Consider the following 5,710-nt stretch of genomic DNA (forward strand, 5'->3'; position numbering starts at 1 on the left):
AATCGACCCCATCCGCCCCACTCGCAGGCACATCGCGATTTCACCGCATGGCGGCTTATACGCGATGTCTTCGCTGTGCGGGAGCGCCGAGGCGACCCGCGAGTGGTTCCGAGCTTTCGCTGCACATTCCTTCCTGACATGCCATCCTCTCCGACCCCGGGGAGTTCGACATCGCGTCGTCCAAGTTTGCGATGCCGACATGGTCTTCGCCACACCCTAACCGGCTCGACACTCCCAAAACCCCACGATCCGTTTCTCGTGGGCTCCAAATTTCGCGGCTTCACTGATTCACAATTGCTACGGCCTGTCAGGTTGCTCGCCTCCCTGGACGGATCTGACTGAAATAGCTTCAGCCACCGGAGGCTTTTACGTCCAGCCCGTAGGGCGGATTGAAGCCAAAGGCGCAATCCGCCATCTCTTGTCTCAGCACGACGGCGGGTTACGGCTTCGCCTCCAACCCGCCCAACAATCCACCCGTCACGCATCGAGCCCCCGCGCGGCGGCGCGTTGCGCGGTACCTACCCTCCCCTGGGGATGGCTCTCTCGACAAGCAGCCTAACCCGACTTATCTTGGTGCCATGAAAATTGTTAGCCGCACCCTGGAAATCGACGCCGGCACCGACGCGCGCCTTACCGAAATGGCGGCCGAGCGCGGGCAGGATGTCGCCGCGGTTCTTGCCGAGGCGGTGGCCCTGCTCGACTCCGTCGTCGATCTGGCCGGCCCCGATATCGCCGAGGACCGTCGGCGGCTCGATGAATTCTCAAAGACGCACAAGGCCGTTCCGTTGGACAGCGTCAAGGCCTGGGTCGCGAGTTGGGACACGACGGACGAACTGCCTCGACCACCGCCGCATCGCATTGGATGATCGATTTTTCACCCGATGCGCTTGCGGACATCGAGCGATTGCGTACGTTTCTCGATCAGGCCAACCCCGGTGCGGCACGTCGCGCGATGGGGGCCATCTTTACGGCGATTGAGCGGCTGCAGGAATTTCCCGATCTGGGCATGCCGACCGGCGATGGCGATATTCGCCAGATCGTCGTTCGGTTCGGCGCTGCGGGCTATATCGTGCGATATGCTGCAATCGCCGAATCGGATGGCATCCTCATCACGCGCATCTGGCACGGCCGCGAGGCACGGACTTAGCCCGTAGGATGGGTTGAGCCCTTTGCGAAACCCATCGCGGTTTGCCGCGTGGCGCGATGGGTTTCGCAAAGGGCTCAACCCATCCTACATCGGCTATTTCAGCGTGATCGCCAGCCCGCTCAGATCCACGTTCGCCATCAGCCCGACCTGCTGGCCGGACAGCTCCAGCACGGCGCCCTTCTGGTTGGTCAGCACGATCGCGCGCGCGCCGCCTCCGACCGCAAGGCCCGCGCCAGCCGCGCCATAGACGCCGGCGATGTCCGAGGGCTGGTTGATGTTGTGCACGCGGCCGCGCAGTACCGTCTTCGATCCGCCGAAGACGAGGCCGTAGTCGAGCCCGCCGGCCGACAGCCCGTAGCTCCTGCCGCGAAAATTCAGCGTGCCGCTCCCGCCCGAACCGCCGATGATCCATCCCGCCTTGTAGATCGTGAGCGAGACGGTGCCGCTTTCGGCACGGGAGGCGGAGGGCAGCGTTGCGCCGGCAACAGCCGTCAACGCGAGCAGCGCGGCGCGAGTGGCGGATGACATCTTCATTGGCAGTTCTCCCTTGGATTTCAGCGAACGGACGTTGCGGCGCAGAGCGAGTCGCGCTTTACTGATTGTAACCTACGGGCTGGGCGGCCAAAGTCTATTCGTGCCCGGCGCGATCCGCGCCGCCAAACTGACGCGGACAGCGCGGCTTCGTAGCCCGGAGCGCAGCGATATCCGGGTATAGCTGACGCGCATGTCGCTGCTTATGCGGGCTACGTCACTGAGGCAGCTTGACGAACTACCGGCTGGCGCGATCCTCCCCTTTATAGCGGCTGCGCGGCAGATTACGGTTCGCGCTGATCCGCCCTACCCAAAAATAGGTAACAGGAAACTTCCATGGCCCTTCTCGAATCCCATATCGCTGTCATCACCGGCGCGGGCTCCGGCATTGGCCGGGCGATTGCATCGGGCTACGCCCGCGAAGGCGCCGGCGTTGTGCTGCTCGATGTCGACGACGAGGCGGTAGCCGAGGCGGCGCGGGAGATTCGCGATGCCGGTGGGCGCGCGGAAAGCTTTGTGCTGGATGTAACGCAGCGCGACGACTGCGTGGCGACGGCAAGGCAAGTCGCCGACAACGTCGGGCCGGCCTCGATCCTGGTCAACAATGCCGGCATCGCCCGCCGCAATGGAATGCTGGGCGCGCGCGAGGCCGTGATCAAGGATTGGGAGGACATCATCGCCATCAACCTGACCGGCGCCTTCAACGTCACGCACGCTTTTCTCGGCAGCCTGCGCGCCAGCAAAGGCCGGATCGTCAATATCGGCGCGATCCAGTCCTTCATGCATCTGCGGACGCCGAGCTCGCCGGCCTATACCGCCTCCAAGCACGGCGTGCTCGGCCTGACCCGCGCACTTGCCGCCGAATGGGCGGGGGCGTGCGTGTCAATGCGATCGGACCATGCTTCATCGAAACGCCGCTGAACGAAAAGATCCGCGCCGCCAATCCGGATCTGGTGAAGATTTTCCTCGATCACACCCCGCTCGGGCGCGCCGGCAAACCGGAGGACATCGTCGGGCCGGCGATTTTCCTGGCATCCGATCTGTCGGCTTTTGTCACGGGATCGATCGTGATGGCAGATGGGGGATATCGGACGATTTAAGCGCGGCCTTTCGACTTGAAACCGTCACGCTTTTGCCGCATCAATTGCAGGTCCGCAGCATCACGAATGACGGACACCGCCGCCGCGCCACGCGGCGATGGCTGGCCAACATTTTCTGACAGGAGATTCTTCATGCGTCGTACTAATGTCCTCTGTGCCGCCGCCGGCATCGTTGTCTCGGCCCTTGCCGTCGTCAGCCCAGCGCAGGCCGGCTATTATCTGATCCGCTGGGACAACACCCACGTCTGCCAGGTCTGGAGCGAGAGCCTGTCGTTGAAGCCGTTGCGGTGGCCGTCGGATTACGAGGTCGTCAGCAAGCCGCTCCCGACCTTCTCCGCCGCAATGGATGTGAAGGAGAAGATGCGGCAGCAGGGCCACTGCACCTGGTAAAAGTCGCCGTCGCTCGGAGGGTGGCGGCGCGGAGCCTGGCGTCGGGCGCGCATTGGTGCGAGCCGTTTGACTGGAACCCGCCCTGCCATCTTCCCGTCACTCCTCCGCAAACGACTTCTTGGCACGCGCCACTCCTTGTGCCCGTGCCCGTGAGCACCACCGATTTCACCTCGCCGACGGGATTTTCGATCATGCCCTTGTCGTAGAGGCGGCCCAGCACATCCCAGTCAAGGCCTTTCCAGGCCCGGCTGTGGTGGTGAGAGGAAACAGCCATGGCGCTTCTTCGAAACCACATCGCTGCCATCACCGGCGCGGGCTCCGGCATTGGACGGGCGATCGCATCCGGCTATGCCCGGGAGGGCGCCCGCGTCGTGCTGCTCGACATCAACGCGACGGCGGCGGCCGAGGCGGCGCGGGAAATCCGCGATGCCGGCGGCAAGGCGGAAAGCTTTGCGCTCGATGTGACCAGGCGTGACGACTGCCATGCGGTGGCAAGGCAAATCGCCGACATCGCCGGGCCGGTCTCGATCCTGGTCAACAATGCCGGCATCACCCGCCGCAACGGCATATCAGGCGCCACCGAGGCCGTGATCAAGGATTGGGAAGACATCATCGCCATCAACTTGACCGGCGTGTTCAATGTCACCCATGCATTTATGGACAGCCTGCGGGCGACAAGAGGGCGCATCGTCAATATCGGCTCGGTGCAGTCGTTCATGCATCTGCGGACGCCGACTTCGCCGGCCTACACCGCCTCCAAACACGGCGTGCTCGGCTTGACCCGCGCGCTCGCCGCCGAGCTCGGCAAGGACGGCGTCCGCGTCAATGCGATCGGCCCGGGTTTCATCGAGACGCCGCTGAACGAAAAGGTCCGCGCCAGCGATCCCGGCCTGGTAAAGATCTTCGTCGATCACACGCCGTTGGGGCGCGCCGGCAAACCGGAGGATATCGTGGGGCCGGCGATTTTTCTCGCCTCCGACCTGTCGGCTTTTGTCACCGGCTCGATCGTGATGGCGGATGGGGGTTACCGGACGATTTGAGTGGGGCCAGCAGAACCCGGCGCCGGGCATTGGCACCGGCCTCAAACCTGCAAGAACTGACCGCGGTGAATTGACAGCGCGGACTTGCATCGCCACCCTGCGTCAAAAATCGATCCCAGGGAAGCGCGTCTCGCCATGTCCAACGCCCCGCATTTTGACATCGACGTGGCCGCCTTCTGGGCCGATCCCTATCCCGATCTGGCGCGGATGCGGAAGGACGCGCCGATCGCATTCGTGCCGCAGTTCGGCTCGACCGTGTTCACGCGGCGCGACGACATCTTCAGCCAGGAAAAGCGCATCGAGGTGTTCTCCTCGCACCAGCCGGCCGGGCTGATGAACCGCCTGATGGGCCACAACATGATGCGCAAGGATGGCGAGGCGCATATGAGCGAGCGCGCCGCGATGTTTCCTGCGGTTTCGCCGCGCACCGTGCGCGACACCTGGCGCCGGGCCTTTCAGGCCCATGCCGACCGCATCCTTGATGCGCTGGCGCCGATCGGGCGCGCCGACCTCTGCAAGGCGTTCGCGCTGCCGCTGTCGGCCGAGTGCCTGAAGGGCATCACCGGGCTGACCAATATGCGTTTTGAAGACATGGACGCGTGGTCACAGGCCATGATCGACGGTATCGCCAACTACGGCGGCGACAGGGAGGTCGAAGCCCGCTGCCACGCCGCCACCGCCGGTATCGATGCCGCGATCGACGACATGATTCCGGTGGTGACAAAACATCCCAACACATCGATCCTCAGCGTGCTGTTGTCCTCCGGCCAGCCGATCGACAGCGTGCGCGCGAATATAAAACTGGCGATCTCAGGCGGACAGAATGAGCCGCGCGACGCCATCTCCGGCACGATCTGGGCGCTGTTGACGCATCCCGAACAGCTCGCGCTGGTGCGCAACAGTGAGGCAAAATGGATCGACGTGTTCGAGGAATATGCGCGCTGGATCGCGCCGATCGGCATGTCGCCGCGGCGGGTGGCAAGACCCTGGTGCTATCGCGGCGTCGATTTCGAGCCGGAGGACCGGGTATTCTTCATGTTCGGTTCGGCCAATCGCGACGCGGCCTGCTTCGAGGATCCCGACCGGTTCGACATTACCCGCGATACCCAGAAGAGCATCGCGTTCGGCGCCGGCCCGCATTATTGCGCCGGCGCCTTTGCCTCGCGCGCGATGGTCGCCGACGTGGCGCTGCCGAGCATTTTTGCAAGGCTGAAGGGCTTGCGGCTCGACCCGGCAGAGCCGGCGCGGATCGGCGGCTGGGCCTTTCGTGGGCTGCTCAATCTGCCGGTGATGTGGGACGCGAGCTAGCCGCGCCCGGACATCAAGGGCTGGGATGGCGCAGCCGCCTTTCTCGCCCACACGCAACCATCAGGACAAGTACGACAATTGATGTCGATCAATGGCCACGGCGCCGCCGGCTCGATTGATGCCGTCATCGAAGGTCTGCTAAGGAACGTTTTCGAAATCATCTTGGAGTTGCGCACGTGGCGGATGACACGGTC

The 5,710-nt window shown here is 64.0% G+C and carries 7 protein-coding genes and 1 pseudogene; 6 read left to right on the plus strand and 2 right to left on the minus strand.

Going from position 1 to position 5,710, the window contains the following annotated elements; all coding sequences use genetic code 11:
* The first annotated feature begins 578 nt into the window (after positions 1-578).
* Together ABSG20_RS27915 and ABSG20_RS27920 are read left to right on the plus strand one after the other, a co-directional pair.
* Positions 579-866: a hypothetical protein gene (locus ABSG20_RS27915; RefSeq protein WP_423867701.1), complete on the plus strand. Its 288-nt coding sequence runs from the start codon at positions 579-581 to the stop codon at positions 864-866.
* On the plus strand, positions 863-1,147 hold the full coding sequence (locus tag ABSG20_RS27920) for a type II toxin-antitoxin system RelE/ParE family toxin (RefSeq protein ID WP_423867702.1): 285 nt from the start codon (positions 863-865) through the stop codon (positions 1,145-1,147). Before ABSG20_RS27915 ends, ABSG20_RS27920 begins: the two co-directional genes overlap by 4 nt.
* 93 nt (positions 1,148-1,240) lie before the next feature.
* On the opposite strand, the gene ABSG20_RS27925 is transcribed toward ABSG20_RS27920, so the two are convergent.
* The gene (locus ABSG20_RS27925; RefSeq protein ID WP_423867703.1) at positions 1,241-1,681 is read right to left on the minus strand and encodes a hypothetical protein; all 441 of its coding nucleotides are present in this window, start codon (positions 1,679-1,681) and stop codon (positions 1,241-1,243) included.
* Positions 1,682-2,014: 333 nt separating this feature from the next.
* Here ABSG20_RS27925 and ABSG20_RS27930 point away from each other — a divergent pair.
* Both ABSG20_RS27930 and ABSG20_RS27935 read left to right on the plus strand, forming a co-directional pair.
* Positions 2,015-2,778: pseudogene (locus ABSG20_RS27930) on the plus strand (SDR family NAD(P)-dependent oxidoreductase).
* Positions 2,779-2,910: 132 nt separating this feature from the next.
* Positions 2,911-3,168, plus strand: coding sequence for a hypothetical protein (locus tag ABSG20_RS27935; protein WP_423867704.1), 258 nt, complete (start codon positions 2,911-2,913; stop codon positions 3,166-3,168).
* Here ABSG20_RS27935 and ABSG20_RS27940 read toward each other — a convergent pair.
* Positions 3,089-3,493 carry a DUF6429 family protein gene (locus ABSG20_RS27940; RefSeq protein WP_423867705.1) on the minus strand — a complete coding sequence of 135 codons (405 nt, stop codon included), beginning with the start codon at positions 3,491-3,493 and terminating at the stop codon, positions 3,089-3,091. The genes ABSG20_RS27935 and ABSG20_RS27940 overlap by 80 nt on opposite strands.
* Between ABSG20_RS27940 and ABSG20_RS27945 the strand changes: the two genes are divergently transcribed.
* Both ABSG20_RS27945 and ABSG20_RS27950 read left to right on the plus strand, forming a co-directional pair.
* Entirely contained in the window at positions 3,441-4,208 is a 768-nt protein-coding gene (locus ABSG20_RS27945) for an SDR family NAD(P)-dependent oxidoreductase (RefSeq protein WP_423867706.1), read from the plus strand. The genes ABSG20_RS27940 and ABSG20_RS27945 overlap by 53 nt on opposite strands.
* Before the next feature lie 135 nt (positions 4,209-4,343).
* Positions 4,344-5,516 (plus strand): cytochrome P450, encoded by a 1,173-nt coding sequence (locus tag ABSG20_RS27950; RefSeq protein WP_423867707.1) that lies wholly within the window; start codon positions 4,344-4,346, stop codon positions 5,514-5,516.
* The last annotated feature ends 194 nt before the right edge of the window (positions 5,517-5,710 follow it).

This window comes from Bradyrhizobium sp. (assembly GCF_049512235.1).
GTDB lineage: Bacteria > Pseudomonadota > Alphaproteobacteria > Rhizobiales > Xanthobacteraceae > Bradyrhizobium.